A 25,652-nucleotide genomic window follows, 5' to 3' on the forward strand; every position below is an offset into this window, starting at 1 on the left:
GCGATATCAGAACGCCTGCCTGACCCACGCCTCGTCGAACAGCAGCCGGTAGGCCCACGGGATCGTCACATTGGTGGCGACCGGGTTCGAGTGGACGAGATAGTCGTCATAGACCGGCTTCATCCTGGCGTAGAAGGCGGGGTCGAGCACCATCATGCCGTTCTCCGAATCGTGGAAGAAGCTGCGGTTGTTGAGGTTGACCGAGGAGATGGCAACCAGCCTTTCATCGATCATCATGATTTTGGAATGCAGCACCACGTCAGGCGCCTTGAACTCGCGGATATCGATACGGTCGCCATATTTCTCGACGAACAGCTTGTTGAGCGCGGTGAGAAACCTGCCCCCGATATCGCCCTTGAGGTCGATGCGGCCGACAACGTCGATCCTGACGCCGCGGGCGAGCGCCCGGTCAAAAGCCTTGGCGAGGCTCGGCGTCAGATTGAGGTAGGGGTTGACGATCTGGATATGGTGCCGGGCGGCATCGACCAGTTCGACGAAATAGGCCTCCAGCGCATGGTCATCCTCATAGGGCATCGAGATGAAATGCCGGGCATTGCCCCGGGGGCCATCTCCGCGGACCGGGATGGAGAAGGGGCGCGCCAGGTTGGTGTCGGCGTCGCGCAGCCATATCGTCGACAGCTGCGCGGCGAGCGTCTCGACCGTCGCCCGGTCGGCGAACTCGATGTCGAAGTCGCTCCAGTTCGAGTAGTAATTCAGCGAAAACCCGTCGGTCTTGCCGTATTGCTCGAGGTCCGGATAGCGCGACAGATCGATCGGCTGGTGGAACAGGAAACCGTCATGGATGTTGCGGCCGCCGATGATGACGCGCGAGCGCGCGGGGTCCTGCGCCAGCGTGGCCAGCATCTTGACATGATGGACCTTGTGCAGTTGTGAAATCTGCTCGTCGATCGGCGCGCCGTGGTCCGCCCGCCAGCGATATTCCTGCAGCTCCACATTGGGGAATTCGGCGGCCAGCCGGTGCAGCATGGCGTCGTCCTTTTCGCGCTCCAGCACGTCGGTGACTATGATGCGCACCTTGGCGCCAAGCGCTGCATGATGGCGGATCAGCCGTTCGATGACGCGCCCGGAAAAGTCGGCCTTGAATTCCAGCGAGGACAGATAGATCAGCTTCAGCCTTGGCGCCTTCGAGAAATCGAGCGGCAGTTCCGGATCGCCCCTGTCTATTGCCGCATCGGGCAGCGGCGCGCCCATCAGCGCCTCGACCTTGGCGTTGAAGCCGTCGCGCGACTTGCGCAGCAGCCTGGGCTCGCCGATCGGCATGGCGCAGGTCTGCGACAGCCAGCGGCTGGCATAGAAGGCGCGCTCGAGCGCATCGAGGCCGGCACCGCCGGGGACTGGGCAGCGCTGGTAGCGGCTGTCCAAGCTGGCAAGCGCCGGATCCGCGGTTTCTTCGCGCCGGATGGTGAGCGGTGTACCGGTGGGCGCAAGGCTGGAGCGGATCCTCGCCGTGCACCGGTTCAGGCTGTCGCCCGGGAACAGGCTGACCGTGTCGTCCTCGCCGGAGAGGTGAAAGCGGAATGCCGCGCCGGCGGCGATGGTGCGTGAGGCTCCGCCAGCGCGGAGCGCCAACGCGCCGTCGCAATTGCCTTCGATGTCGGCCGGCTGTTTGCCCGCCTGTCGCACGACGATCTCGGTGCTGCGTGCCTGCAAGCCGGAGAAATCGAAAATCCTGGGGGCCGAGGGCCGCGCCGCCGCATCGATATAGAGCGTCTGCCGCGACACCCGCCAGCGGCCGTCGAAATGACCGTCACCGCTGCCCCCACCGACCGGCGGCAGATGAGCGTTGGCGACCGGTCCGGCCAGGTGCTGGAGCGTCGAATAGGTCGCCTGGAAATCGCGGTTCTGGACATCGAGGCGGTTGCGCCCGAAGGGGCCCGTGCCGTTGGCGCGGTCCATGGCGCCGAGCTGGTGGTGGGCGAGCAGTGCCAGGAACCGTCTTTCATAGTCGCTGCCGCCGTCATTGCCGAAGAACTGCTCAGTCGCGACCCGCGACCCGGGCGTGCCAGCCGACAGCGAGGGCCGTGCGCAAGCCTCCTGCCCGGCCGATAGGTCGCAGGCATTGCGGCCCGCACCGCAGCCGGCAAGGGCGACCAGCCCGAACAGGGCGAGGATGGCCGTGCGGATGTTCACCCCGTCGCCCCGGCCTTCATGACGCTCAACTGCGCCGGGTCGCGGGGCGGCATGAAACCTTGCGGGAAAACCTTGCAGACAGGGATGGCGAAGGTGGCGATCAGCAGTTCCGCCTCGCCGCGCATCTTGCGGGGCGCCGTCATGTCATCGCGGATCGCCCTCGCCGAGGCGACAAGGGCGCCGTCGCAGTCGCAATGGTTGCGGCGGGCGATGTAGCAGGCATCATGGGTTCGGCAAACGGCGTCGAGGCGATCGACAGGCCGGGCCGACAGATCGCCGGTGCGGGTGCCGGGACCGCAGTAATTGCCGATGACGAAAGGCGAGGGACGCGCCATGGCGTAGCGGATCGGTTTCGGCAATTCGGCTTCCGGCACTTTTGTCCACGGGTTGGCGCATGCGGAGACGAACAGCAGCGGCAGGATGGCAAGAACGGCTCGCATGTCTATCCGCGCCAGCTTTCTGAAAGATTTCCCCACCCGACCTGTCCCATGGCCGGCGACCGCACGCCTGATGCCACACTGGTCGGTTTTGTGGCAAGGAAAAGGCGGCGTGCGTGATCCAGGCCCGCGTTATTGTGATGTCGGCACCCTGCCTGAAGGGCGCGAAACCCGCAGGCATCTGGGCGAAATCAGGTAAACAACCCCCGCTCCCGTTCCACCGCCTTGGTGATGAAGGAGGCAACGATCTGGACGCGGCGCAGCGGTCTCACCGATTCGTGATAGACCAGCCAGTAGGCGCGGCGGATGGGCGCGACCACATCGACGGCGACCAACTCCGGCATCGAGCGGGCGACGAAGGTGTGCAGGATGCCGATGCCGGCGCTCGAGCGCACCGCTTCGGCCTGACCAAGTGCGGAGGAGATGGCAAAGCTGGTCCGCCAATCGGCGCTGAATTCGGCGGCGTAGTCGAGCGACGGGCTGACGATCAGGTCAGGCACATAGCCGATGAGGGTGTGCTGGCCAAGTTCGGCGGCGGTTTTGGGCAGGCCATGCGCGTCGACATAGCCGCGGGAGGCAAACAGCCCGAGCGAGTAGTCGACCAGTTTTCCCGCCACCAGCCGGCCTTCGGTCGGCCGCTCGACGGTTATGGCAATGTCGGCCTCGCGTCGCGACAGGGAGAAGGAGCGCGGCACCGGGACGAGCTGGATGGTGAGTTCGCGGTGCTGGGCGGTGAGTTCGCCCAGCCGCTTGGCCAGGAAAGCGACGCCGAAGCCGTCAGGCGCGCCGATGCGCACGGTTCCGGACACGTCGTCGCCTTCGCCCGATATGGTCGAGCGGGCGGCGATCATGTCGCCCTCCATGCGCTCGGCGATGTCGAGGAAGCGCTCGCCGGCCGGGGTCAGTTCGCTGCCGGTGGTCAGCCGGCGGAAGAGTTTCGTGCGTAACGCGTCTTCAAGGGCCGCGATGCGGCGCGAGACCGTGGCGTGGTTCAGCTCCAGCCGCCTGGCGGCGCCAAGGATCTGGCCGGCCCGCGCCACGGCGAGAAAGATGCGGACGTCATCCCAGTTCATGGCGTTCCCCTGATGGAGATCTCGGGCGAGTATTTGCGAGAATTGATGCTCACGCGTCAATCGATATCTATTTTACGCACAACGGTTGCGTTCTCCCTCGCGTTGCCATCGGCCGGCCAAAGGCGGACAATGCGACATCACAACCCAGGGAGAGAAATCATGATCGACTACGGTCATTTCATCGGCGGCAAGCGTGTCGCCGGCACCAGCGGCCGCAAGCAGGACGTCATGCAGCCGATGGACGGCACTGTGCGCGGCACGGTGGCGCTGGCCTCGCAGGCGGAATTGCGCGCGGCGGTCGAGAACGCCAAGGCCGCACAGCCCAAATGGGCCGCGACCAATCCGCAGCGCCGCGTGCGCGTGCTGATGAAGTTCCTCGAACTGGTCGCCCGCGACTATGACGAACTGGCCGAGATCCTTGCGCGCGAACATGGCAAGACCATCGCCGACGCCAAGGGCGACATCCAGCGCGGCCTGGAAGTGGTCGAGGTCTGCATCGGCGCTCCGCACATGATGAAGGGCGAGTTCACCGACGGTGCAGGCCCCGGCATCGATGTCTATTCGATGCGCCAGCCGCTCGGCGTCGTCGCCGGCATCACGCCGTTCAATTTCCCGGCGATGATCCCGCTGTGGAAGATCGCGCCGGCGATCGCCTGCGGCAACGCCTTCATCCTGAAGCCTTCGGAGCGTGATCCGGGTGTGCCGATGCGCATTGCCGAACTGTTCATCGAGGCCGGTCTGCCGGCCGGCATCCTCAATGTCGTCAACGGCGACAAGGATGTCGTCGACGCCATCCTCGACGATCCCGACATCAAGGCCATCGGTTTTGTCGGCTCGACGCCGATCGCGCACTACATCTATTCGCGCGGCACGGCGGCCGGCAAGCGCGTGCAGTGCTTCGGCGGCGCCAAGAACCACATGATCATCATGCCCGACGCCGACATGGACCAGACCGTCGACGCACTGATCGGCGCCGGTTACGGCTCGGCCGGCGAGCGCTGCATGGCTATCTCGGTGGCCGTTCCGGTCGGCAACGACACCGCCAACCGGCTGATGGAAAAGCTGATCCCGCGCGTCGAAAGCCTGAAGGTCGGTCCCTCGACGGATTCGGCAGCGGATTTCGGCCCGCTGGTTACCGCTCAGGCGCTGGAGCGCGTCAAGGGTTACGTCCACACCGGTGTCAAGGAAGGCGCCAAGCTTGTCGTCGACGGCCGCGGCTTCAAGATGCAGGGCTATGAGAACGGCTACTATATGGGCGGTTGCCTTTTCGACAATGTCACGGCCGATATGCGCATCTACAAGGAAGAGATCTTTGGGCCGGTGCTCTCGGTGGTGCGCGCGCCGACCTATGAGAACGCCATCAAGCTCGCCAACGACCATGAGATGGGCAATGGCGTCGCCATCTTCACCCGCGATGGCGACGCCGCGCGCGACTTCGCCAGCCGTGTCCAGGTCGGCATGGTCGGCGTCAACGTACCGATCCCGGTGCCGATCGCCTATTACACTTTCGGCGGCTGGAAGGCGTCTTCCTTCGGCGACCTCAACCAGCATGGCCCGGACGCGTTCCGCTTCTACACCAAGACCAAGACGGTTACCTCGCGCTGGCCGTCCGGCATCAAGGACGGCGCCGAGTTCGTTATCCCGACGATGAATTGACCGGACGCTTTTTTATCTGGTCTTCCTCGCTGCAGGGCGGATGAGAAGATCGATTGAACCTGAGGCCTAAGTCCCCGGACTTGGGCCTTTTGTTTTTGCAAACGCTAATGTGATGGAACCGGTGGGGGATTGCGCGACTTAGGGCTGCAATCCTGCCGTGGAGGAGGCGCGGCAGACAACCAGGGCGCTGACGGCGGGCCGGTGGCATTGCATCGTCCGGCGCAAGGAGGTGTCAAATGACACGACGTCTTACGGCGACAATGTTCGTTGCGGCGATGGCGATGTGCTCGGGCGCTGCTCAGGCAAATGCAGCTGGGCAATGCGCGCCACGCGCCGATATCGTGAAAGCGCTCGGCGAGAACTTCCACGAAAGCGAAGCCGGGCGCGGCCTGATCAACCCCAATGTGGTCCTCGAGGTCTTCGTTTCGGAACAAGGCAGCTGGACGGTCCTGGCTTCCGACACGAAAGGCCAGAGTTGTATCCTGTCGGTTGGCGAAGGCTGGGACAGCCCGACACTCAAGGCGGCCTTGCCGGGCGCCTGAGCGATTTGCCTTCGCGCTCTTGCAACTAGCGCGTGGCGGCGACCTCGGCATGGCCGCGCAGCAGTGCCATCAGTTTCTTGGCGTCCTTGGCGGCGCCTTCCTCATCGCCGTCCAGGATCGAGCGGATCAATGCAACATGGTGCTCGGCGGACTCCGCCAGCCCGGTGTCGGCCTTGTAGCGGAACCAGAAGCGGCGGCTGTGGGTCTGCAGGGGGGCGGCCAGCCGGGCGGCGAACGGGTTGTCGGCGGCCAGCGCCAGCGCCTCGTCGAGCGCCTTGTCGGCCTGGATGAAGGCGAGCACATTGCCTGATATCACTGCTTTCTGCATGGCGAGCGCCGCCTCGTGGAACAGGTCGGCGGCCTCGCGGGTGACGAAGCGTGCGGCCGAACGGGCGAGCACCACCTCGACGCCGCGCCTTGCGTCGAGCACGCGCAGCCAGTCGCCGGGGTGCAGTGGCGCGATCGCGATGCCGGCGCGGGGCCTGACGTCTAGCAATCCCTCCCAGGCCAGCCGCTGGATCGCCTCGCGCACCGGCGTGCGGCCGAGCGCCAGCCGCTCGATCAGGGACCCCTCGGTGACAAAACTCGCCGGGGCCAGTTCGAGCGTGACGATCATGTTTTCGAGGACGCGATAGGCCTTGGTCGCCGCGGGCTCCGACACGATGCTTGCTTCCATGGATATCAAAGGCTCTCTCCTGATATATCTAGAATATATCATAACAGATTCCGCATTGACAGCAGCTTTCCTAACAGATATACGGCTGATATATCAGATGGAGAGGTAGCTATGTGGACCGGAGTTTTCCCCGCCGTCACGACCAAATTCACCGCCGACGACCGGCTCGATCACGCCGAGATGGAGCGCTGCTTCGGCCTGCAAATGGATGCCGGCTGCGATGGCATCATCGTCTGCGGCTCGCTGGGCGAGGGACCGATGCTGTCGCCTGACGAGAAGATCGAGGTGCTGAAGACCGCGCAGAAGATCGCTGGCAAGAAGCCGGTGCTGCTGACGGTCAACGAGGCCGGCACCCGCGAGGCCGCCAGTATCGCCAAGCGCGCCGCCAAGGAAGGCGCCAATGGCCTGATGGTGGTGCCGAGCCCGATCTACCACACCAACGCGGAAGAGACGGTGGCGGCGCTGCGCGCAGTGGCGGAAGCCGGCGACTTGCCGGTCATGATCTATTCCAACCGACTCGCCTACCGCGTCGATGTAAGCGTCGACCAAATGGAGGAGCTGGCGTCGGACAAGCGCTTCGTCGCCATCAAGGAATCCTCTGACGACATCCGCCGCTCGACCGAGATCATCAACCGCCTGGGCAGCCGCTACGACCTGTTCACCGGCGTCGACAACCTGGCCTTCGAGGCGCTCTCCGTGGGTGCCATCGGCTGGGTGGCCGGTCTGGTCACCGCCTTCCCGCGCGAGACCGTCGCCATCTACCAGCTTATGAAGCAGGGGCGCCGCGAAGAGGCGCTCGCCATCTACCGCTGGTTCCGGCCGCTGCTCGACCTCGATGTCTCGACCTATCTGGTGCAGAACATCAAGCTTGCCGAAGTGTTCGCAATCAACACCAATGACCGCGTGCGCATGCCGCGCATGCCGCTGTCGGGCGAACGCCGCAAGGCTGTCGAGAAGATCATCAAGGATGCGCTGGCGGCGCGGCCGACACTGCCGCAGTTCTAAAGAGGGTGGCGGCAGCCAGATGAGAGGCAGCGCCCAGGTGCAAGGAAAGTCCAAATCGACAGACAAGGGGCGGCGCTCCTCATCCGCCCTGCGGGCACCTTCTCCCCGTGAACGGGGAGAAGGGAGAGACATCGCCATCGTCGGTGGCGGCATCATCGGCATTTGCGCGGCTGCCTTCCTTGCCGAGGCGGGACTGGACGTCACGCTCTTCGACCGCACGGGCATCTGCGAGGAGACGAGCTCCGGCAACGCGGCCGCCTTTGCCTTCTCCGACGTGCTGCCGCTGGCGCACAAGGGCATGATCCGGCAGCTGCCAAAATGGCTCGCCGATCCACTCGGCCCGCTCAGCATTCCGCCCGCCTACCTGCCGAAGCTGCTGCCCTGGCTGATCCGGTTCTGGCGCGCCGGCGCGCCTGGAAAATATGAGGCGAGCCTGACGGCGCAGGCCGGCATGATGAAGCTTGCCGAGGCCGAATGGATGGATCTGCTCGATCGTTCCGGCACCCGGCCGATGCTGCGCGAGGACGGTTCGCTCGAACTCTACGAAGGCGAGGCCGAGTTCCGCGCCTCGCTGTCGGGCTGGGCGGCGCGCGAGCGCTTCGGCATCGGCTTCCGCCATGTCGAGGGCGAGAACCTAGCGGACCTGCAGCCGGGGCTGTCACCGCGCTTCGTCAAGGGCACTTTCGTGCCTGGATGGAAGACCGTCGCCGATCCAAAACTGCTCGGCAAGGCGGTGTGGGCGTACGCGCAGTCCAAGGGCGCCCGCTTCGAGATGGCCCGCATCGACCGCGTCGCGGCGGATCAGGATGCCGTGACGCTGACGCTGGCCGACGGCACGAGCAGGCAAGCCAGGCGCCTTGTCATCGCGGCGGGCGCCTGGTCGCATCTGCTGGCGCGGCAACTCGGCGATCGCATTCCGCTGGAGACCGAACGCGGCTACAACACGACGCTGCCGACGAGCGCCTTCGACCTGAGGCGACAGTTGATCTTTTCCGGCCATGGCTTCGTCATCACCCCGCTCGAAACCGGCCTGCGTGTCGGCGGTGCCGTGGAACTCGGCGGCATCGAGCGGCCGCCCAATTTCAACAGGTCGAAAGCGCTCTTGCGGAAGGCGCGGGAATTCCTGCCGGGGCTCGATCCCTCGGGCGGGCGCGAATGGATGGGGTTCCGGCCCTCCCTGCCGGATTCGGTGCCCGTCGTCGGCAAGGCGGCGCGAAGCCAGTCCGTGATCTACGCCTTCGGCCACGGCCATCTCGGCCTGACGCAGGCCGCGGCAACCGGGCGGTTGATCAGGGAATTCGTTCTGGGGCAGACTTCATCCGTTGATCTGGCCCCCTTCAGTCCACAACGGTTTTGATCTCGAGGAGCGACATGGCCAAGAAATCCTTCTTCTGCATCGACGGCCACACCTGCGGCAACCCGGTGCGGCTGGTCGCCGGCGGCGGCCCGCTGCTGCAGGGCTCGACCATGATGGAGCGACGGGCGCATTTCCTGGCCGAATACGACTGGATCCGCACCGGCCTGATGTTCGAACCGCGCGGCCATGACGTGATGTCCGGCTCGATCCTCTACCCGCCGACCCGTGAGGATTGCGACATCGCCATCCTGTTCATCGAGACGTCCGGCTGCCTGCCGATGTGCGGTCACGGCACCATCGGCACGGTGACGATGGCGGTCGAACATGGGCTGATCAAGCCGAAGACGCCGGGTGTGCTGCGGCTCGACACGCCCGCCGGCCTGGTCATCGCGGAATACAAGCAGGTCGGCGAGTATGTCGAGGAGGTGCGCATCACCAACGTGCCGTCCTTCCTTTATGCCGAAGGGTTGACGGTTGAATGTCCGGGGCTCGGCGAGATCACCGTCGATGTCGCCTATGGCGGCAATTTCTACGCCATCGTGGAGCCGCAGGCGAACTATCGCGATATGGCCGACTATTCCGCCGGCGACCTCATCGCCTGGAGCCCGGTGGTGCGGCGGCGGCTCAACGAGAAGTATTCCTTCGTGCATCCGGAGAATCCCGGGATCACCGGGTTGTCGCACATGCTGTGGACCGGCAAGCCGACGGTCGAGGGAGCCGATGCCCGCAATGCCGTCTTCTACGGCGACAAGGCGATCGATCGCTCGCCCTGCGGCACCGGCACCTCGGCACGCATGGCGCAACTCCATGCCAAGGGCAAGCTCAAGGCGGGGGATGCGTTCGTCCATGAATCGATCATCGGCTCGCTGTTCAAGGGCAAGGTTGAAAAGGACGTCACCGTCGCCGGCAAGCCGGCCATCATCCCTTCGATCGGCGGCTGGGCCCGCATGACTGGACTGAACACGATCTTCATCGACGACCGCGATCCGTTCGCGCTGGGTTTCGTGGTCAAGTAGGAGAATCCTGACCCTGCGGAAAGGAGTGTGACGAAAAAACGAACCGTGTCAGGAACGCAACAATTCCTCTCATCACCTAATTTTGACGGTGATTTCTTCGAAACGGAGCGCATGATGCGGCTCAATCGTCAAAGACATTGCGTTATGCCAATGATAGGGTCCGCGATAGTCCAGGGGCTGGGTGCGAAAAACGGGCGATCGGGAAGACGTGACTTGCAAACACGCGGAGCGGTCAAAAAAATCACGTTGCAATCCGGGCTCGAAACTTTACGACTAGGGGAAATACGAAAAGGAATGCGTCTGCATGGGCGACATTCCAGGGGAGCCATGTACACATGCAGTACTTTGTCCAGCAGCTTATCAATGGGCTGACGCTGGGATCGATCTATGGGCTGATCGCGATCGGCTACACGATGGTCTACGGCATCATCGGCATGATCAATTTCGCCCACGGCGACATCTTCATGGTGGGCGCTTTCACGGCGCTGATCGTCTTCCTCATCCTCGGCGCGCTGTTTTATTCGGTGCCCGTGGTCATCGCGCTGCTGGTCATGATGATCGTGGCGATGCTGCTCACCAGCCTCTACAATTGGACGATCGAGAAAGTGGCCTACCGGCCGCTGCGCGGTTCGTTCCGGCTGGCGCCGCTGATCACCGCCATCGGCATGTCGATCGCGCTGTCGAACTTCGTCCAGGTGACGCAAGGCCCGCGCAACAAGCCGATCCCGCCGATGGTCAGCCAAGTCTACAACATCAACGGCGTCAGCGTTTCGCTGAAGCAGATCATCATCGTCATCGTCACGGCTTTGCTGTTGGCGCTGTTCTGGTACCTGGTCAACAAGACCTCGCTTGGCCGGGCGCAACGCGCTTGCGAGCAGGACCGCAAGATGGCCGCACTGCTGGGCATCGACGTCGACCGCACCATCTCGATCACCTTCATCATGGGCGCCGCTCTTGCCGCCGTCGCCGGCACGCTGTTCCTGATGTACTACGGCGTCATCGCCTTCTCGGACGGCTTTACCCCCGGGGTCAAAGCATTCACGGCGGCGGTTCTTGGCGGCATCGGCTCATTGCCAGGTGCGGTGCTGGGCGGCCTCCTGATCGGCTTCATCGAGAGCATGTGGTCGGCCTATTTCTCGATCGACTACAAGGACGTCGCCGCGTTCTCGATCCTGGCAATCGTGCTGATCTTCCTGCCTTCCGGCATATTGGGCCGGCCAGAAGTCGAAAAGGTCTGAGACCATGGCCGTGACCGTATCTCCAGAGCGCGACACCGTCGCCAGCCCCATGCAGCGCGCGCTGCGCGAGGGCTTCTATGCCGGCGCCATCTCGCTTGGCCTGTTCGTGCTGTTCATCGGCCTCAAGACAGACCAGAACATCTCCAATGAACTGGTCCTGGTGAAGCGCTGGGGCCTCTTGGCCGCCGTGGTGATCGCCACGGCTATCGGCCGTTTCCTTTATGTCGCCTATGGTCAACCCTTCATGGCCAACCAGAAGATCGCCGATGTCGCCACCGGCCTGTTGCCGGCCAGTGCGGCGTCGCGCTTCTTCCTGTTGCCGGCGTTTGTCGTGGCGATGATCGCGGTGGTGCTGCTGTTCGTGTTCAACGGCTCGCTTCCCGGATGGATAGGAGCAGAGGCGGCCGGCTATCTGCAGTTCCTGCGCGCGCTCGCAATCATTTATGCGCTGGCCTGCGTGATCTATTATTACCGCGGCTTCATCCACGCCAACTTCACCAAGCTCGGCATTGCCGCGCTGGTGCTCTATCCGATCCTTGTCATCGTCGTGCTGTCGCTGATGTCGTGGTCGGTCGCCACCGGATTGCAGGGCTCGCTGAAATGGGTCGACAATTTCGGCATCCAGATCCTGATCTACGTGATGCTGGCCTGGGGGCTGAACATCGTCGTCGGCCTCGCCGGCCTGCTCGATCTCGGCTACGTCGCCTTCTACGCCGTCGGGGCCTACGCCTATGCGCTGCTTGGCACAACCTACGGCCTGTCGTTCTGGATCCTGCTTCCGGCGGCCGGCGCCATGGCCGCGTTCTGGGGCGTGCTGCTCGGCTTTCCGGTGCTGCGCCTGCGCGGCGATTACCTGGCGATCGTCACCCTTGCCTTCGGGGAGATCATCCGCCTGGTGCTGATCAACTGGCGCGATGTGACCAACGGTTCGGCCGGTATCTCCGGCATCCCGAAAGTCACCTTTTTCGGCTTGATGACCTTCAACGTCTCGGACCCCAACTACATCGCCAAGGTCCTGCACCTCGCGACATCGAGCGCCTACTACAAGATCTTCCTCTATTACCTGATCCTGGCGCTTTGCATGCTCACCGCCTTCGTCACCATCAGGCTGAGGCGCATGCCCGTCGGGCGTGCCTGGGAAGCGCTGCGCGAGGACGAGATCGCCTGCCGCTCGCTCGGCATCAACACCACCACGACCAAGCTGACGGCCTTTGCCACCGGTGCCATGTTCGGCGGTTTTGCCGGGGCATTCTTCGCCGCGCGGCAAGGCTTCGTCAGCCCGGAATCCTTCGTCTTCCTGGAATCGGCCATCATCCTGGCCATCGTCGTCCTTGGCGGCATGGGGTCGCTGGTCGGCATCGCCGTCGCCGCGATGGTGATGATCGGCGGCACCGAGGCGCTGCGCGAGCTCGACTTCCTCAAACAGGTCTTCGGGCAAGATTTCACCCCCGAACTCTACCGCATGCTTCTGTTCGGCATGGCCATGGTCATCGTCATGCTGTGGAAGCCGCGGGGCTTTGTCGGCAGTCGTGAACCGACAGCCTTCCTCAAGGAGCGAAGGGCTGTCTCAAGCTCCTTCACCAAGGAGGGTCACGGCTGATGAATGCGAACGCACAAATGAACGACGCCATCCTGCAGGTCGATCATCTGTCGATGAAGTTCGGCGGCCTAGTCGCCATCGGCGACCTGTCCTTCACTGCCAGGCGCGGCGAAATCACCGCGCTGATCGGCCCCAACGGCGCCGGCAAGACCACCGTGTTCAATTGCATCACCGGCTTCTACAAGCCGTCGGAAGGCATGATCACGCTCAACCGGGCCGATGGCTCCAGCTACCTGCTGGAACGGCTGCCCAACCATGAGATCCCGGCGCGCGCCAAGGTGGCGCGCACCTTCCAGAACATCCGCCTGTTCTCGGGCATGACGCTGCTGGAGAACCTGCTCGTCGCCCAGCACAACAAGCTGATGAAGGCCTCCGGGTATACGATCCTGGGCCTGTTCGGCTTCAGCGGCTACCGCAAGGCCTCGGCCGAATCGGTGGAGCTTGCCAAGCACTGGCTGGAAAAGGCCGATCTCGTCGATCGCGCCGACGATCCGGCCGGCGACTTGCCCTACGGCGCACAGCGGCGGCTCGAGATCGCGCGCGCCATGTGCACCGGTCCCGAGCTTCTGTGCCTCGACGAACCGGCGGCCGGTCTCAACCCGAAGGAATCGGCGGCTCTCAACGAACTGCTGATGGGGATCAAGCACACGACAGGCACCTCGATCCTCCTGATCGAGCACGACATGTCGGTGGTCATGCAGATCTCCGACCATGTCGTTGTGCTGGAATATGGCCGCAAGATCTCCGACGGCAATCCGCAGTCGGTGCGCACCGACCCGCGCGTCATCGCTGCCTATCTTGGCGTCGACGACGAGGAGGTCGAGACCGTACTTACCGAAGTCGGCGACGAGGACGTCATCGAACAGCTCGACATCGGTCCCGACTCCGCGCATGGCCCGGGGACATCGTCGTCGTATCTGGCCGGGCCGGTGAGCGACACCGTCGGCCATAGCCAAGGCGAACGCGTAACCGTGTCGAAAGGCGCCTCGAAGGCAGCGCAGGTCGATGCCCGCGTCGCCAGCGTGGCAAGCAGGCCTGTTGCCCCGACACCGGCGCCGGCCAAGCCCGCCGCGAAGAAAGCGGCACCACGGAAAACGGCCGCCAAGGCGCCTGCCGCGAAGGCCGAAGGCGTTTCGAACCGCCTCGCTGCCCCCCGTGGCGGCAAGGCCGACAATCTGACCCGCATCAAGGGCATCGGCACGGTCAACGAGAAGAAGCTCAACGAACACGGCATCTTCCACTTCGACCAGATCGGCGCCTGGAAGAAGGCCGACGTCGAGGCGGTCGAGGCCTACCTGGCCTTTGACGGACGCATCGCGCGCGAGGAGTGGGTCAAGCAGGCCAAGCTGCTCGGCCAAGGCAAGGATACGGAATTCTCGCGCCGCGTCGATGCCGGCAAGGTGGCGACCAGTCATGTGTCCGGCAAAGCCAAGGCGAGCACAGCCAAGCCCGTTCAGGGCAAGCGTGGAGGGGGCAAGTGATGGCCACGACAACGCTGCTCGATATCAAGGGCGTGGAGACCTATTACGGCAATATCCGTGCGCTGAACGGCGTCAATGTCAGTGTCAAGCAAGGTGAGATCGTGGCGCTGATCGGCGCCAACGGCGCCGGCAAGTCGACGCTGATGATGACCATCTTCGGGGCTCCACGCGCCCGCACGGGCACCATCACCTTCAACGGGACCGATATCACCCAGTTGCCGACACACGAAATCGCGCGCATGCGCATTGCCCAGTCGCCCGAGGGCCGGCGCATCTTTCCGCGCATGACGGTGATGGAAAACCTGCAGATGGGCGCCAGCCTCGACAACCTCAAATATTATGGCGAGGACGTCGAGAAGGTGTTCACGCTGTTTCCCAGGCTGAAGGAGCGCATCGCCCAGCGTGGCGGTACGCTGTCGGGCGGCGAACAGCAGATGCTGTCGATCGGACGCGCACTGATGGCGCGGCCGAAACTGCTTCTGCTCGACGAGCCGTCGCTGGGTCTGGCGCCGCTGATCGTCAAGCAGATCTTCGATGCCATTCGTGAGTTGAACCGCACCCAAGGGCTGACCGTGTTCCTGGTCGAGCAGAACGCGTTCGGCGCGCTCAAGCTCGCCACGCGCGGCTATGTCATGGTCAACGGCAATGTGACGATGAGCGGCACCGGCAAGGAGCTGCTCGCCAATCCGGAAGTGCGCGCCGCCTATCTCGAAGGCGGACATCACTAAGTTCAGGAGACTTCCCATGCAAGGCATTCTCTACGAGGAACCGTCGATCTGGCAGTTCTTCTTCGTCACCTGCCTGCTCGGCGGATGGGCGGCATGGATGACCGGCAAGGCCAGTGCCCAGACATGGCGCAGCTTCATCCAGCTGTTTGCCTATCTGCTCGGGCTCGGCATTGGAATCCGCTTCATCCATCACGCGCTGTTCGACGGCACGATGTTCTCGCTGCATTACTATATCGTTGACACCATCGTGCTGATGATACTGGGCTTCGTCGGCTATCAATACACGCGAACCAACCAGATGGTCACACAGTATAATTGGCTCTACGAAAGAGCTTCAATCTTGAGCTGGAAACCGAAAGGTTGACGTTCATCATTAACGCCGCGTCAGGGATGAATCGGCGTGACAAGTGCCTGAAAATCGGCAAACTATGCTTTCTGCGATAAGGGTGGGCATCGCATGAAAGCTTCATCCACGCCCACTCCGTTAATGGGAGCGTTTAAATGAAAAAGTCACTTTTGTCCGCCGTGGCCCTGACCGCGCTCGTCGCGTTCGGCGGCAACGCGTGGGCTGATGTAATGTTCGCCGTCGCCGGGCCGATCACCGGTCCGAACGCGGCCTTCGGCGCACAGTTGCAGAAGGGCGCCGAAGCGGCGGTCGCCGAGATCAATGCCAAGGGCGGCATCAATGGCGAGCAGATCAAGCTCGAAGTCGGCGACGATGTCTCCGATCCGAAGCAGGGCATCTCGGTCGCCAACAAGTTCGTCGGCGACGGCGTCAAGTTCGTGATCGGCCACTTCAACTCGGGCGTGTCGATCCCGGCCTCCGAAGTGTACGCCGAAAACAACATCGTCGAAATCACGCCGGCCGCAACCAACCCGAAGTTTACCGAGCGCGGCTTGTGGAATGTGTTCCGTACCTGCGGACGCGACGACCAGCAGGGCAGCATCGCTGGCGCCTATATCGCCGCGAACTTCAAGGATGCCAAAGTCGCCGTGATCCATGACAAGACCCCTTATGGCCAGGGCCTCGCGGACGAAACCAAGAAGGCGATGAACGCCGCCGGCATCAAGGAAGTGATGTATGAAGGCGTCAATGTCGGCGACAAGGACTTCTCGGCGCTGATCGCCAAGATGAAGGAAGCCGGCGTCACCCTGATCTACTGGGGTGGCCTGCATACCGAAGCCGGTCTGATCATCCGTCAATCGGCGGACCAGGGCCTCAAGGCCCCGATGATGTCGGGTGACGGCATCGTGACGGACGAACTCGCCGCCATCGCGGGCGACGCTGTCGCCGGCACCCTCAACACGTTCGGCCCCGACCCGCGCCTGATCCCAGCCAATAAGGAACTCGTCGAGAAGTTCCGCGCGCAGGGTTTCGAGCCGGAAGCCTACACGCTCTACGCCTATGCCGCCGTGCAGGTGGTCGCCGAGGCGGCCGCTGCCGCCAAGACGAACGATCCGCAGGCCGTCGCCAAGGCGATGCATGAAAGCGGACCGTTCCCGACCGTTCTGGGCGATCTCGCCTATGACGCCAAGGGCGATCCGAAGCTGCCAGGCTACATCATGTACGAATGGAAGAAGAAGGACGACGGGAAGTATTCCTGGTTCCCGAAGTCGTAATCCATTCGGATCCGAAACCAACGATGCCCGGCGCCTCGCGCCGGGCATTTTCTTTTGATGCGCCCCGGCAGCCGGGTTACGTCACGGCGAGCCTTCCTTACGAAGATCGCATCCAGGATCGAAATTGTCGCCATTGTTCCGTCCGTTCGAACCGATGCGTGCGAGTGTTGGCCGGATAATCGATCTAAATCGGTTTAAATTAGCGTCGATTTTGTTTGCACTGCAGCATTTTCGCGCTAATCATTGCCCCGATTTCCCGTTCCTTCCGCTGCTGGAGCCCAGTCCTTGGCCATCACGAAGATCCTCGTCGCCAACCGGTCAGAAATCGCCATCCGCGTCTTTCGCGCGGCCAACGAGCTGGGCCTCAAAACCGTGGCGATCTGGGCCGAGGAAGACAAATACTCGCTGCACCGCTTCAAGGCCGATGAGAGCTACCAGGTCGGGCGCGGCCCGCATCTCGGCAAGGACATGGGTCCGATCGAGAGCTATCTGTCGATCGAGGAGGTGATCCGCGTCGCCAGGCTTTCAGGCGCCGATGCCATCCACCCCGGCTACGGGCTGCTGTCGGAAAGCCCCGAATTCGCCGAGGCCTGCGCGCAAGCAGGCATCACCTTCATCGGTCCCAAGCCCGACACGATGCGCCGGCTGGGCAACAAGGTTGCCGCGCGCAATCTAGCCATCGAGGTCGGCGTGCCCGTGGTGCCGGCGACCGATCCGTTGCCGGACGATATGGAGGCGGTCAAGGAACTCGCGAAGACGGTCGGTTATCCGGTCATGCTGAAAGCCTCGTGGGGTGGCGGTGGCCGCGGCATGCGCGCCATCCGCTCCGAGGCCGACCTCGCCCGCGAGGTCATGGAAGGCAAGCGCGAGGCGAAGGCCGCCTTCGGAAAGGACGAGGTCTATCTCGAAAAGCTGATCGAGCGCGCCCGCCATGTCGAGGTGCAGGTGCTTGGCGACACACACGGCAATGCAGTGCACCTGTTCGAGCGCGACTGCTCGATCCAGCGCCGCAACCAGAAGGTCGTCGAGCGCGCGCCGGCGCCCTATCTTAGCGAGGACCTGCGCCAGGAGCTTTGCGGCTACGCGCTGAAGATCGCGCGCGAGACCAGCTATATCGGCGCTGGCACCGTCGAATTCCTGCAGGACGCGGATACCGGCAAGTTCTACTTCATCGAGGTCAATCCGCGCATCCAGGTCGAGCACACCGTCACCGAAATGGTGACCGGCATCGACATTGTGAAGGCGCAGATCCACATCCTCGACGGTTTCGCCATCGGCACGCCGGAATCGGGTGTGCCGGCGCAGAGGGACATCCGGCTGAACGGCCATGCCTTGCAGTGCCGCATCACCACGGAAGATCCCGAACACAATTTCATTCCGGACTACGGCCGCATCACCGCCTATCGCGGCGCCACCGGCTTCGGCATCCGCCTCGATGGCGGCACGGCCTATTCCGGCGCGGTCATCACCCGCTTCTACGATCCGCTGCTGGAGAAGGTCACGGCCTGGGCGCCGACGCCGGCCGAGACGATCGCCCGCATGAACCGCGCGCTGCGCGAGTTCCGCATCCGCGGCGTCGCCACCAACCTCACCTTCCTCGAAGCGATCATCAATCACCCGAGCTTCGCCGACAATTCCTATACGACCAGGTTCATCGACACGACGCCGGAGCTGTTCCAGCAGGTCAAGCGCCAGGACCGCGCCACCAAGCTGCTCAACTACCTGGCCGACGTCAGCGTCAACGGCCATCCCGAGACGCGCGGCCGACCGACGCCAAAGGCCGACGCGGCTCCGCCCGTGGTGCCCTATCTCAACGGCAATGTGCCGAGCGGCAGCAAGCAGAAGCTCGACGTGCTCGGGCCGGAAAAGTTCGCCGCCTGGATGCGCGAGCAGAAGGAAGTGCTGGTCACCGACACGACGATGCGCGACGGCCACCAGTCGCTGCTCGCCACCCGCGTGCGCACGCATGACATTGCCGGCATCGCCGGCACCTATGCGCGCGCCTTGCCGCAGTTGCTGTCGCTCGAATGCTGGGGTGGGGCCACTTTCGACGTCGCCATGCGCTTCCTCACCGAGGATCCATGGGAGCGGCTGTCGCTGGTGCGGGAAGCCGCCCCCAACCTGTTGCTGCAGATGCTGCTGCGCGGCGCCAACGGCGTCGGCTATACCAATTATCCCGACAATGTCGTGCAGCATTTCGTCAAGCAGGCGGCGTCGGGCGGCGTCGACCTGTTCCGCGTCTTCGACTGCCTGAACTGGGTCGAGAACATGCGCGTCGCCATGGACGCGGTCGGCGCCGAGGGCAAGCTGATCGAAGCGGCGATGTGCTATACCGGCGACATCCTCGATCCGGCGAGGGCCAAGTACGACCTGAAATACTATGTCGGGCTCGCCAGGGAATTGCAGGCCGCCGGCGCCCATATCATCGCCGTCAAGGACATGGCCGGCCTGTTGAAGCCGAGTGCTGCCCGCGTGCTGTTCAAGGCGCTGCGCGAGGCGACCGACCTGCCGATCCATTTTCACACCCACGACACATCGGGTCTGTCGGCGGCAACCGTGCTGGCGGCCGTGGAAAGCGGTGTCGACGCCATCGACGCGGCGATGGACGCCTTCTCCGGCAACACCTCGCAGCCGTGCCTGGGTTCAATCGTCGAAGCGCTGAAAGGCACCGAGCGCGATCCAGGCCTCGACCCGCAATGGATCCGAAAGATCTCGTTCTACTGGGAAGCCGTTCGCAATCAGTACGCTGCTTTCGAGAGCGACCTGAAAGGCCCGGCTTCCGAGGTCTACCTGCACGAAATGCCGGGGGGGCAGTTCACCAATTTGAAGGAACAGGCGCGTTCGCTGGGGCTGGAGACACGCTGGCACGAGGTGGCGCAGACCTATCACGACGTCAACCTGATGTTCGGCGACATCGTCAAGGTGACGCCGTCCTCCAAGGTCGTGGGCGACATGGCGCTGATGATGGTGAGCCAGGATCTGACCGTTGCCGATGTCGAGAACCCGGCCCGCGACATCGCCTTCCCGGACTCGGTGGTTTCGATGCTGCGCGGCGATCTTGGCCAATCCCCTGGCGGCTGGCCGCAGGCGTTGCAGAAGAAGGCACTCAAGGGCGACAAGCCGATCACGGCGCGGCCCGGCTCATTGCTCAAGCCGGCCGACCTCGAGAAGAGCCGCAAGGAGATCGAGGACAAGCTCGAGCGCAAGCTGTCGGAATACGAGTTCGCCTCGTGGCTGATGTATCCGAAGGTGTTTTCCGACTTCGTCGCCGCGCAGGAGACCTACGGCCCGGTCAGCGTTCTGCCGACGCCGACCTATTTCTACGGCATGAAATCGGAAGACGAGATTTTCGTCGATATCGAAAGGGGCAAGACCTTGGTCGTGCGCTGCCAGGCGTTCGGCGATGTCGACGACAAGGGCATGGTCACGGTGTTCTTCGAGCTCAACGGCCAGCCGCGGCGCGTGAAGGTGCCCGATCGCGCGCATGGCGCGTCGGCGGCCAAGGCGCGTCGCAAGGCGGAGCCCGGCAACGAGGCGCATGTCGGGGCGCCGATGCCGGGTGTGGTCTCCGCACTTTCGGTCGCCGCCGGCCAAGCGGTCAAGGCCGGCGACGTGCTGCTCTCCATCGAAGCGATGAAGATGGAGACGGCGCTGCACGCCGAGCGCGACGGGACGGTCGCCGAGGTGCTGGTGAAGGCCGGCGACCAGATCGATGCGAAGGATCTCCTGATCGCCTTCAACTGAGAGCTCGCAAGGAACGGGCAGGCTGTCGGCTCATGACGGCAGGCCTTGGCGAGCTGTTCGATAACGGCTTGACCCGCCGGCTCCGGTCGGGCATCGAACCGCTGAAATTCGTCGCGGCACGTTCCCCGAGTCGCGGCGCGGAACCGATTTGGAGAAAACATGGCCGACGATATCACCGAGACCAGCCAGACTGTTGCCGCCGGCCAGCTGCGTGCCTTGATCGAGCGCATCGAGCGGCTCGAGGAAGAAAAGAAGACGATCTCCGACGACATCAAGGAAGTCTTCGCCGAAGCCAAGGGCACCGGCTTCGACACGAAGGCAATCCGCACCATCATCCGTCTGCGCAAGAAGGACCAGGCCGAGCGCCAGGAGGAGGACGCCATCCTCGATCTGTACATGGCCGCGCTCGGAATGGTGTAAGACTAACCGGCCGGTGCCCGACGCGGTTGCCGGTGATACGGTTCGAACCATGAGCGAATTCGACTTCGGCGGCCGCCGCGCCTCGGAATTCCGCCATCGCGGCTTCTGGTCGCTGTTTGCCGAACGGCATCCGGAAGAAAGAGCCCGGCTGGCGCGACGCGGACCCTGGTTCTGGCAGCGCGGACTGCCCGATTTCGCTCTGGTGCTTTCCATGTATGTCGCGCCGGCGCAGAACCATGTCGGTGTCTTCTTCGGCCGCAACGAGAAGTTCGGCGCCACGCAAAGCTGGTCGCGGCTGGAGCCGTTCCGGCCGGCGATCGAAGACAGGCTGAAGCTCAGGCCGGAACAAAGCTGCGAGGGCCTTGGCATCAATTCGATGTGGCGCGTCAATTGCTTTGCCGAGGACAACTGGCCTGCCATGACCGACTGGCTGGTGACGGAATGCTCGCGGGTCGAGTGCGCCGTGACCGAAGTGCTGAGGCAGGGGTAAGTGATCGCGGATTTCTTCCGCTCGCGTTGGCTTGGCGAGGTGCCGATCGACCGGCTGTTCTGGCGCGACATGATGCTTGTCGGAACCGCGATCAATATTGCGTCGTCTGCCGGGGCGCTGATCTTGCTTGGGCTGAAGATGCCGCTCGGCCTTGTCCTTGCGGTGCATTTCGCACCGGTGCCCTACAGCATCTTCCTGGCTTTGGCGGTCTGGCGCACGGCTGAGAAGGCCGGTGGTGCCAGGGCTTCCCTCTTCATGCTGGGATCAGCGCTCTGGCTGATCGCCACGATCGTCGTCTGACGAAGCTGCCCGCACGAAAAAGGGCGGCCGGAGCCGCCCTTGGCAAGCATTCACGACGCGTTGTTCAGCCGGCCGGCTCGAATTTCAGCGCCACGCCATTGATGCAGTAGCGCAGGCCGGTCGGCGGCGGGCCGTCCTCGAAGACATGGCCGAGATGGCTGCCGCAACGGGCACAATGGCATTCGGTGCGGACCATGCCGTAGCTGCGATCGACGGTGTTCTCGACCGAGCCCGGCACGGGATCGTTGAAGCTCGGCCAGCCGGTGCCGCTCTCGAATTTCAGCGTGGATTGGAACAGCGGCTGGTCGCAGCCGACGCAGGAAAAAGTACCGGCGCGCTTCTCGTACAGCAGGGCACAGCTTCCCGGCCGCTCGGTGCCATGGTTGCGCATGACGGCGTATTGCTCCGGCGTCAGCCGGGCGCGCCATTCGGCGTCGGTGCGGGTGACGGGGTAGGTGTGGGTGTCCATTTGATCTCCTCAGCCTTGGCGGCTCGTTCTTGGTTGCAACCGGATATTCGCAACAAGATAGGGGTTTGTTACAGACCTGCCCAGTCCGACCGCTCCGGATATCTCAATGTTTGCCCGACAATTGCCTCGTGGCGCCCTCCAGTCCGGCCAGTGTCAACGGGAACATGCGGCCGCCGAAGATGTCACGGATTATCGCGATCGAATGAGTAAAGCCCCAGTTCTTCTCGTTCTCGGGGTTAAGCCACACCGCGTTCGGCCATTGCCGCAGCAGCCGGCCGAGCCAGACGGCTCCGGCCTCGGGGTTCCAGTGTTCCACCGAGCCGCCTGGGTGGGCGATCTCGTATGGGCTCATCGAGGCATCACCGACGACGATGACCTTGTAGTCGGGGCCATATTTGTGGATGAGATCGAAGGTCGAGATCGTCTCGGCATGGCGGCGGCGATTGTCCTTCCACACGCCTTCGTAGAGGCAGTTGTGGAAATAGAAATATTCGAGCTGGCGGAATTCGGCGCGGGCGGCGGAAAACAGCTCCTCGACGCTCTTGATATGATCGTCCATCGAGCCGCCGACATCGAAGAACATCAGGAGCTTCACCGCATTGCGGCGCTCGGGCCGTGTCTGGACGTCGAGATAGCCGTGCTCGGCGGTGGCGTGGATGGTACCGGGCAGGTCGAATTCTTCCTCGGCGCCCTCGCGCACCCAGCGGCGCAGGCGCTTCAGCGCGATCTTGATGTTGCGGGTGCCGAGTTCGACCGCATCGTCGAAATTCCGGAACTCGCGCTTGTCCCAGACTTTCACCGCGCGACGGTTGCGGCTTTCGTTCTGGCCGATGCGCACGCCTTCGGGGTTGTAGCCATAGGCGCCGAAGGGAGAGGTGCCGCCGGTGCCGATCCATTTCGAACCGCCCTGGTGGCGGCCCTTCTGTTCCTCGAGCCGCTGCTTCAGCGTCTCCATCAGCCTGTCGAAACCGCCCAGCGCCTCGACCAGCTTTTTCTCTTCCTCGGTCAGGTGCTTTTCGGCGAGCCGGCGCAGCCATTCCTCGGGAATATTGGCGACGTCGACCGCATCCGGCCCGCCCAGTGCCTCGACGCCCTTGAAGACATGCGCGAAGACCTGGTCGAAGCGGTCGATATGGCGTTCGTCCTTCACCAAAGCGGCACGGGCGAGATAATAAAAACCCTCGACGTCGTAATCGACCAGCCCGGCGTCCAGCCCCTCCAGCAGAGAGAGGTATTCCCTGAGCGAGACGGGAACGCGCGCTGCCTTCAGCTCGAGGAAGAAGGGGATGAACATGGCCGGTTACAGTAAATCATACTCGATAAAGCCCGTCCTGCGCGCGACATGGTCGTAGAGCTTGCGGGCGGTGGCATTGGTTTCGTGCGTCATCCAGTAGACGTTCTTCACGCCGATTTTGCCGGCCTCCTGCTTCACCGCCTCGATGAGGGCCGCGCCGATGCCCTTTCCGCGCACATCCGGGTCGGCGAACAGATCCTGCAGGTAGCAGTTGTTTTTCTCGGACCAGCCGGAGCGGTGGTAGAGATAATGGGTGAGGCCCACGGCCTTGCCGTCCGATGTGGCGATAAAACCCTTCGGCTCGAACTCGCCTTCGGTGAATAACCGCTTCCAGGTGATGGCATAGACCTCTTCCGGCAGCTTGGTTTCGTAGAAGGTCAGATAATCGGTCCACAGGCGGTGCCAGTCGGCGTGGTCGGATTGCGCGAGCGGGCGGACAACGATCTCAGACATTTTTATCTCCTCCGAAGGGTTCTGGCCGAAGCTGACCTTCTCTTCGGCCCGCGGCAACGGTCCACAGCCGGGAAAGCGCTGCCCTATTGCTGTCTTCTCGCCATGAATGCCAGCCGCTCGAACAGATGCACGTCCTGCTCGTTCTTCAACAGGGCGCCATGCAGTTTGGGCAATGCGTTCTTGGGGTCGGCGCGCAAATCCTCCGGCGCGATGTCGTCGGCGACCAGCAGGCGGATCCAGTCGAGCGCCTCGGAGGTCGATGGCTTCTTCTTCAAGCCTGGCACGTCGCGGATTTCATAGAACTGGGTGAGGGCCGCGCGCACCAGGTTCTGCTTGATGCCAGGATAGTGCACGTCGACGATTCTGTGCAGCGTGTCGACGTCGGGAAAGCGGATGTAGTGGAAGAAGCAGCGGCGCAGGAAAGCGTCCGGCAACTCCTTCTCGTTGTTGGAGGTGATGATGACGATCGGGCGAACGGCGGCGCGGATGGTCTCGCCGGTCTCGTAGACGAAGAACTCCATCCGATCGAGCTCCTGCAGCAGGTCGTTGGGGAATTCGATGTCGGCCTTGTCGATCTCGTCGATCAGAAGCACGACCTTCTTGTCGGCCGCGAATGCCTCCCAAAGCTTGCCGCGCTTGATGTAGTTCTTGATATCGTTGAACCTGACATCGCCGAGCTGGCTGTCGCGCAGCCGCGACACCGCATCGTATTCGTAGAGACCTTGCTGCGCCCGCGTCGTCGATTTGACGTGCCACTCGATCAGCTCGAGGCCGAGTGCCGCCGCCACCTGGCGGGCGAGTTCCGTCTTGCCGGTGCCGGGCTCGCCCTTGACCAGCAAGGGCCGCTCCAGCGCGATCGCCGCGTTGACCGCCACCATCAGATCCTTGTCGGCGACATAGGCCGCCGTGCCTTCGAAACGCATTTTTGCTCCTTGGTTGGTCGTCGCGACCGTAAGGACGCCGCCGCGGCTGTGCAAGGGTTGCGCCGGATGGCGAATAAAGCCGCCGTGACTGCCTGCGTCACTGGCGCTTGAGCCACCAGCGGCCTATATTGGGCAGGACGGTCTGTGCTTCCCGGCAGGAGAACATTTTCCCCGGGGCCTTAACGATCCTTAGGGAGCTGTCCCTGGGAAGACCCGTGGGTTTTCTCACACGGCGCCCACCTACTTTGTAGGTTCCCGGGATCGCTCTCTCCACCGGTTGTGTGGATCGTCACTTGTCGCAAGGCGTCCACGCATCTTGGTGGATGATGCGGTGGAAAACGTCGCACTTGAGACCCCGCACAGCTCTGACCTTTTCTACCTTGGCCGCATGACCTCTCCTAAAGACCTGAAAAAGAAGCTGCGCCTCGAGGCACTCGCCCGCCGCGACGGCCTCGATGCATTCTGGCGGGTGGAGGCTGCGCTCGAAATGGCGGAGACGGCGCGCGACCATCTGGAGATCGGGCCCGGTCAGATCGTCTCCGGCTTCTGGCCGATGCGCTCGGAGGTCGATGTCAGGCCGCTGATGTTCGCCTTGCGAGAGAAGGGCGCACGGCTCTGCCTGCCTGCCATTCTCGACAAGACCACCATCGTCTTTCGCGAACTGGTTCGCGGCGCGCCGATGGTCGACATGGGCTTTGGCACGGTCGGGCCGCATGCCGAGGCCGAAGTTCTCGATCCTTCGGTCGTGCTGGTGCCGCTCGCCGCCTTCGACGCGCGCGGTCACCGCATCGGATATGGCGCTGGCTATTACGACCGGGCGATCGCGAAGCTCGTCGACAAGGGACTCGCGCCCCGGCTGATCGGCATCGCCTTCGACTGCCAAGAAGTTTCGCAAGTTCCAGACGAACCCCATGACGTGGTCATCCCGGAAATACTCACCGAGAGCGGGTTGCGCCGCTTTGCGCCAAAATTGTAGATA

The 25,652-nt window shown here is 63.4% G+C and carries 23 protein-coding genes, 1 other RNA gene and 1 pseudogene; 17 read left to right on the plus strand and 8 right to left on the minus strand.

What is annotated here, in order from left to right; translation table 11 throughout:
• Nucleotides 1–6 precede the first annotated feature (6 nt).
• The 3 genes from LB555_RS11170 to LB555_RS11180 all read right to left on the minus strand — a co-directional run bounded on the left by LB555_RS11170 (nt 7) and on the right by LB555_RS11180 (nt 3,661).
• A complete protein-coding gene (locus LB555_RS11170; RefSeq protein ID WP_224682891.1) occupies nt 7–2,151 on the minus strand; it encodes a phospholipase D-like domain-containing protein in 2,145 nt (714 codons plus the stop codon).
• Nucleotides 2,148–2,591: a hypothetical protein gene (locus tag LB555_RS11175; protein WP_224591716.1), complete on the minus strand. Its 444-nt coding sequence runs from the start codon at nt 2,589–2,591 to the stop codon at nt 2,148–2,150. Before LB555_RS11175 ends, LB555_RS11170 begins: the two co-directional genes overlap by 4 nt.
• A gap of 188 nt (nt 2,592–2,779) precedes the next feature.
• A complete protein-coding gene (locus LB555_RS11180; RefSeq protein ID WP_140662594.1) occupies nt 2,780–3,661 on the minus strand; it encodes a LysR family transcriptional regulator in 882 nt (293 codons plus the stop codon).
• A 159-nt stretch (nt 3,662–3,820) separates the two neighbouring features.
• Here LB555_RS11180 and LB555_RS11185 point away from each other — a divergent pair, with 159 nt between their 5' ends.
• Nucleotides 3,821–5,317 (plus strand): CoA-acylating methylmalonate-semialdehyde dehydrogenase, encoded by a 1,497-nt coding sequence (locus LB555_RS11185; protein WP_224682892.1) that lies wholly within the window; start codon nt 3,821–3,823, stop codon nt 5,315–5,317.
• A gap of 236 nt (nt 5,318–5,553) precedes the next feature.
• A complete protein-coding gene (locus LB555_RS11190) occupies nt 5,554–5,859 on the plus strand; it encodes a hypothetical protein (RefSeq protein ID WP_140874737.1) in 306 nt (101 codons plus the stop codon).
• Nucleotides 5,860–5,884: 25 nt separating this feature from the next.
• On the opposite strand, the gene LB555_RS11195 is transcribed toward LB555_RS11190, so the two are convergent.
• Entirely contained in the window at nt 5,885–6,577 is a 693-nt protein-coding gene (locus tag LB555_RS11195; RefSeq protein WP_051041241.1) for a GntR family transcriptional regulator, read from the minus strand.
• A gap of 69 nt (nt 6,578–6,646) precedes the next feature.
• On the opposite strand from LB555_RS11195, the gene LB555_RS11200 reads away from it, so the two are divergent.
• The 13 genes and pseudogenes from LB555_RS11200 (at nt 6,647) to LB555_RS11260 (ending at nt 21,534) form a co-directional block, all read left to right on the plus strand.
• Complete coding sequence (locus LB555_RS11200; protein ID WP_015315214.1) at nt 6,647–7,540, plus strand: dihydrodipicolinate synthase family protein; 894 nt, start codon at nt 6,647–6,649, stop codon at nt 7,538–7,540.
• Nucleotides 7,541–7,559: 19 nt separating this feature from the next.
• Nucleotides 7,560–8,897, plus strand: a complete 1,338-nt coding sequence (locus tag LB555_RS11205; RefSeq protein WP_224682893.1) for an NAD(P)/FAD-dependent oxidoreductase — start codon at nt 7,560–7,562, stop codon at nt 8,895–8,897.
• Nucleotides 8,898–8,911: 14 nt separating this feature from the next.
• Nucleotides 8,912–9,913: a 4-hydroxyproline epimerase gene (locus LB555_RS11210; RefSeq protein ID WP_224682894.1), complete on the plus strand. Its 1,002-nt coding sequence runs from the start codon at nt 8,912–8,914 to the stop codon at nt 9,911–9,913.
• Between the two features lie 335 nt (nt 9,914–10,248).
• The gene (locus tag LB555_RS11215; protein WP_015315217.1) at nt 10,249–11,151 is read left to right on the plus strand and encodes a branched-chain amino acid ABC transporter permease; all 903 of its coding nucleotides are present in this window, start codon (nt 10,249–10,251) and stop codon (nt 11,149–11,151) included.
• 94 nt (nt 11,152–11,245) lie between these two features.
• Nucleotides 11,246–12,751: pseudogene (gene livM, locus LB555_RS11220) on the plus strand (high-affinity branched-chain amino acid ABC transporter permease LivM); the annotation flags it as partial.
• A complete protein-coding gene (locus LB555_RS11225; RefSeq protein WP_140822612.1) occupies nt 12,751–14,232 on the plus strand; it encodes an ATP-binding cassette domain-containing protein in 1,482 nt (493 codons plus the stop codon). The pseudogene livM and the gene LB555_RS11225, both read left to right, overlap by 1 nt.
• A complete protein-coding gene (locus LB555_RS11230) occupies nt 14,232–14,960 on the plus strand; it encodes an ABC transporter ATP-binding protein (protein WP_015315220.1) in 729 nt (242 codons plus the stop codon). The genes LB555_RS11225 and LB555_RS11230 overlap by 1 nt, the downstream gene beginning before the upstream one ends.
• A gap of 16 nt (nt 14,961–14,976) precedes the next feature.
• Nucleotides 14,977–15,324 (plus strand): DUF6867 family protein, encoded by a 348-nt coding sequence (locus tag LB555_RS11235; RefSeq protein ID WP_013892487.1) that lies wholly within the window; start codon nt 14,977–14,979, stop codon nt 15,322–15,324.
• Nucleotides 15,325–15,461: 137 nt separating this feature from the next.
• On the plus strand, nt 15,462–16,580 hold the full coding sequence (locus LB555_RS11240) for a branched-chain amino acid ABC transporter substrate-binding protein (protein WP_015315221.1): 1,119 nt from the start codon (nt 15,462–15,464) through the stop codon (nt 16,578–16,580).
• A gap of 285 nt (nt 16,581–16,865) precedes the next feature.
• Nucleotides 16,866–20,324 carry a pyruvate carboxylase gene (gene pyc / locus LB555_RS11245; RefSeq protein ID WP_015315222.1) on the plus strand — a complete coding sequence of 1,153 codons (3,459 nt, stop codon included), beginning with the start codon at nt 16,866–16,868 and terminating at the stop codon, nt 20,322–20,324.
• Nucleotides 20,325–20,483: 159 nt separating this feature from the next.
• On the plus strand, nt 20,484–20,744 hold the full coding sequence (locus LB555_RS11250; RefSeq protein ID WP_015315223.1) for a DUF2312 domain-containing protein: 261 nt from the start codon (nt 20,484–20,486) through the stop codon (nt 20,742–20,744).
• A gap of 49 nt (nt 20,745–20,793) precedes the next feature.
• Nucleotides 20,794–21,234 (plus strand): hypothetical protein, encoded by a 441-nt coding sequence (locus tag LB555_RS11255; RefSeq protein WP_224591703.1) that lies wholly within the window; start codon nt 20,794–20,796, stop codon nt 21,232–21,234.
• A complete protein-coding gene (locus tag LB555_RS11260; RefSeq protein ID WP_140616614.1) occupies nt 21,235–21,534 on the plus strand; it encodes a hypothetical protein in 300 nt (99 codons plus the stop codon). It abuts the gene before it with no gap.
• A 64-nt stretch (nt 21,535–21,598) separates the two neighbouring features.
• On the opposite strand, the gene msrB is transcribed toward LB555_RS11260, so the two are convergent.
• From msrB to LB555_RS11280, 4 genes are all read right to left on the minus strand, one after another.
• Nucleotides 21,599–22,003 carry a peptide-methionine (R)-S-oxide reductase MsrB gene (gene msrB, locus LB555_RS11265; protein ID WP_015315226.1) on the minus strand — a complete coding sequence of 135 codons (405 nt, stop codon included), beginning with the start codon at nt 22,001–22,003 and terminating at the stop codon, nt 21,599–21,601.
• Nucleotides 22,004–22,106: 103 nt separating this feature from the next.
• A complete protein-coding gene (locus LB555_RS11270; RefSeq protein WP_224682896.1) occupies nt 22,107–23,297 on the minus strand; it encodes a vWA domain-containing protein in 1,191 nt (396 codons plus the stop codon).
• Between the two features lie 6 nt (nt 23,298–23,303).
• A complete protein-coding gene (locus LB555_RS11275) occupies nt 23,304–23,750 on the minus strand; it encodes a GNAT family N-acetyltransferase (RefSeq protein ID WP_140712555.1) in 447 nt (148 codons plus the stop codon).
• Nucleotides 23,751–23,833: 83 nt separating this feature from the next.
• On the minus strand, nt 23,834–24,673 hold the full coding sequence (locus LB555_RS11280; RefSeq protein WP_015315229.1) for an AAA family ATPase: 840 nt from the start codon (nt 24,671–24,673) through the stop codon (nt 23,834–23,836).
• A 136-nt stretch (nt 24,674–24,809) separates the two neighbouring features.
• Here LB555_RS11280 and ssrS point away from each other — a divergent pair.
• A non-coding RNA gene (ssrS, locus tag LB555_RS11285) (6S RNA) lies at nt 24,810–24,965 on the plus strand.
• Nucleotides 24,966–25,061: 96 nt separating this feature from the next.
• On the plus strand, nt 25,062–25,649 hold the full coding sequence (locus LB555_RS11290) for a 5-formyltetrahydrofolate cyclo-ligase (RefSeq protein WP_041163649.1): 588 nt from the start codon (nt 25,062–25,064) through the stop codon (nt 25,647–25,649).
• Nucleotides 25,650–25,652 lie beyond the last annotated feature (3 nt).

This window comes from Mesorhizobium sp. BR-1-1-10, assembly GCF_020165595.1.
Classification (GTDB): domain Bacteria; phylum Pseudomonadota; class Alphaproteobacteria; order Rhizobiales; family Rhizobiaceae; genus Mesorhizobium; species Mesorhizobium australicum.

Coding starts and splice junctions, on each gene's coding strand:
- LB555_RS11175 (WP_224591716.1), bottom strand. CDS start 2,591: ATGCGAGCCGTTCTTGCCATCCTGCCGCTGCTGTTCGTCTCCGCATGC.
- LB555_RS11180 (WP_140662594.1), bottom strand. CDS start 3,661: ATGAACTGGGATGACGTCCGCATCTTTCTCGCCGTGGCGCGGGCCGGC.
- LB555_RS11185 (WP_224682892.1), top strand. CDS start 3,821: ATGATCGACTACGGTCATTTCATCGGCGGCAAGCGTGTCGCCGGCACC.
- LB555_RS11190 (WP_140874737.1), top strand. CDS start 5,554: ATGACACGACGTCTTACGGCGACAATGTTCGTTGCGGCGATGGCGATG.
- LB555_RS11195 (WP_051041241.1), bottom strand. CDS start 6,577: ATGATATATTCTAGATATATCAGGAGAGAGCCTTTGATATCCATGGAA.
- LB555_RS11200 (WP_015315214.1), top strand. CDS start 6,647: ATGTGGACCGGAGTTTTCCCCGCCGTCACGACCAAATTCACCGCCGAC.
- LB555_RS11205 (WP_224682893.1), top strand. CDS start 7,560: ATGAGAGGCAGCGCCCAGGTGCAAGGAAAGTCCAAATCGACAGACAAG.
- LB555_RS11210 (WP_224682894.1), top strand. CDS start 8,912: ATGGCCAAGAAATCCTTCTTCTGCATCGACGGCCACACCTGCGGCAAC.
- LB555_RS11215 (WP_015315217.1), top strand. CDS start 10,249: ATGCAGTACTTTGTCCAGCAGCTTATCAATGGGCTGACGCTGGGATCG.
- LB555_RS11225 (WP_140822612.1), top strand. CDS start 12,751: ATGAATGCGAACGCACAAATGAACGACGCCATCCTGCAGGTCGATCAT.
- LB555_RS11230 (WP_015315220.1), top strand. CDS start 14,232: ATGGCCACGACAACGCTGCTCGATATCAAGGGCGTGGAGACCTATTAC.
- LB555_RS11235 (WP_013892487.1), top strand. CDS start 14,977: ATGCAAGGCATTCTCTACGAGGAACCGTCGATCTGGCAGTTCTTCTTC.
- LB555_RS11240 (WP_015315221.1), top strand. CDS start 15,462: ATGAAAAAGTCACTTTTGTCCGCCGTGGCCCTGACCGCGCTCGTCGCG.
- LB555_RS11250 (WP_015315223.1), top strand. CDS start 20,484: ATGGCCGACGATATCACCGAGACCAGCCAGACTGTTGCCGCCGGCCAG.
- LB555_RS11255 (WP_224591703.1), top strand. CDS start 20,794: ATGAGCGAATTCGACTTCGGCGGCCGCCGCGCCTCGGAATTCCGCCAT.
- msrB (WP_015315226.1), bottom strand. CDS start 22,003: ATGGACACCCACACCTACCCCGTCACCCGCACCGACGCCGAATGGCGC.
- LB555_RS11270 (WP_224682896.1), bottom strand. CDS start 23,297: ATGTTCATCCCCTTCTTCCTCGAGCTGAAGGCAGCGCGCGTTCCCGTC.
- LB555_RS11275 (WP_140712555.1), bottom strand. CDS start 23,750: ATGTCTGAGATCGTTGTCCGCCCGCTCGCGCAATCCGACCACGCCGAC.
- LB555_RS11280 (WP_015315229.1), bottom strand. CDS start 24,673: ATGCGTTTCGAAGGCACGGCGGCCTATGTCGCCGACAAGGATCTGATG.
- LB555_RS11290 (WP_041163649.1), top strand. CDS start 25,062: ATGACCTCTCCTAAAGACCTGAAAAAGAAGCTGCGCCTCGAGGCACTC.